The following is a 277-nucleotide window of genomic DNA, read 5'->3' as shown; positions in this document are numbered from 1 at the left end:
CCCCTACCAGGCCGCGATGTTTGCGATGGCCTGCCCATAGGTGTCGTGCAAGTGCACGGCCAGCGCCTGCATCGGAACCACCGCCGCGACCGCTTCGAGCATCGCGCGTGCCTTGCGGGGCGTGCCGACGCCGACGGTATCGCCCAGCGAGATCTCGTAGCAGCCCATTGCGTGCAGGCGCTGCGCGACGCGCACGACATCCGCCACCGGCACCTCGCCCTGGTAGGGGCAGCCGAGCACGGTCGAGACATAGCCGCGCACGGCGATGCCGTCCGCG

At 70.8% G+C, this 277-nt stretch carries 1 protein-coding gene; it reads right to left on the bottom strand.

Annotated elements, in window-relative coordinates; genetic code table 11:
• Positions 1-3 precede the first annotated feature (3 nt).
• Positions 4-277: hydroxymethylglutaryl-CoA lyase-like TIM-barrel protein (locus FLQ44_RS19850; RefSeq protein ID WP_500692560.1), on the bottom strand; the 274-nt coding region annotated here is incomplete at its 5' end.

Origin of the sequence: Vogesella mureinivorans (genome assembly GCF_007644035.1) — a bacterium.
Lineage (GTDB): Bacteria > Pseudomonadota > Gammaproteobacteria > Burkholderiales > Chromobacteriaceae > Vogesella > Vogesella mureinivorans.
This window is presented reverse-complemented; position numbering and strand designations above follow the sequence as displayed.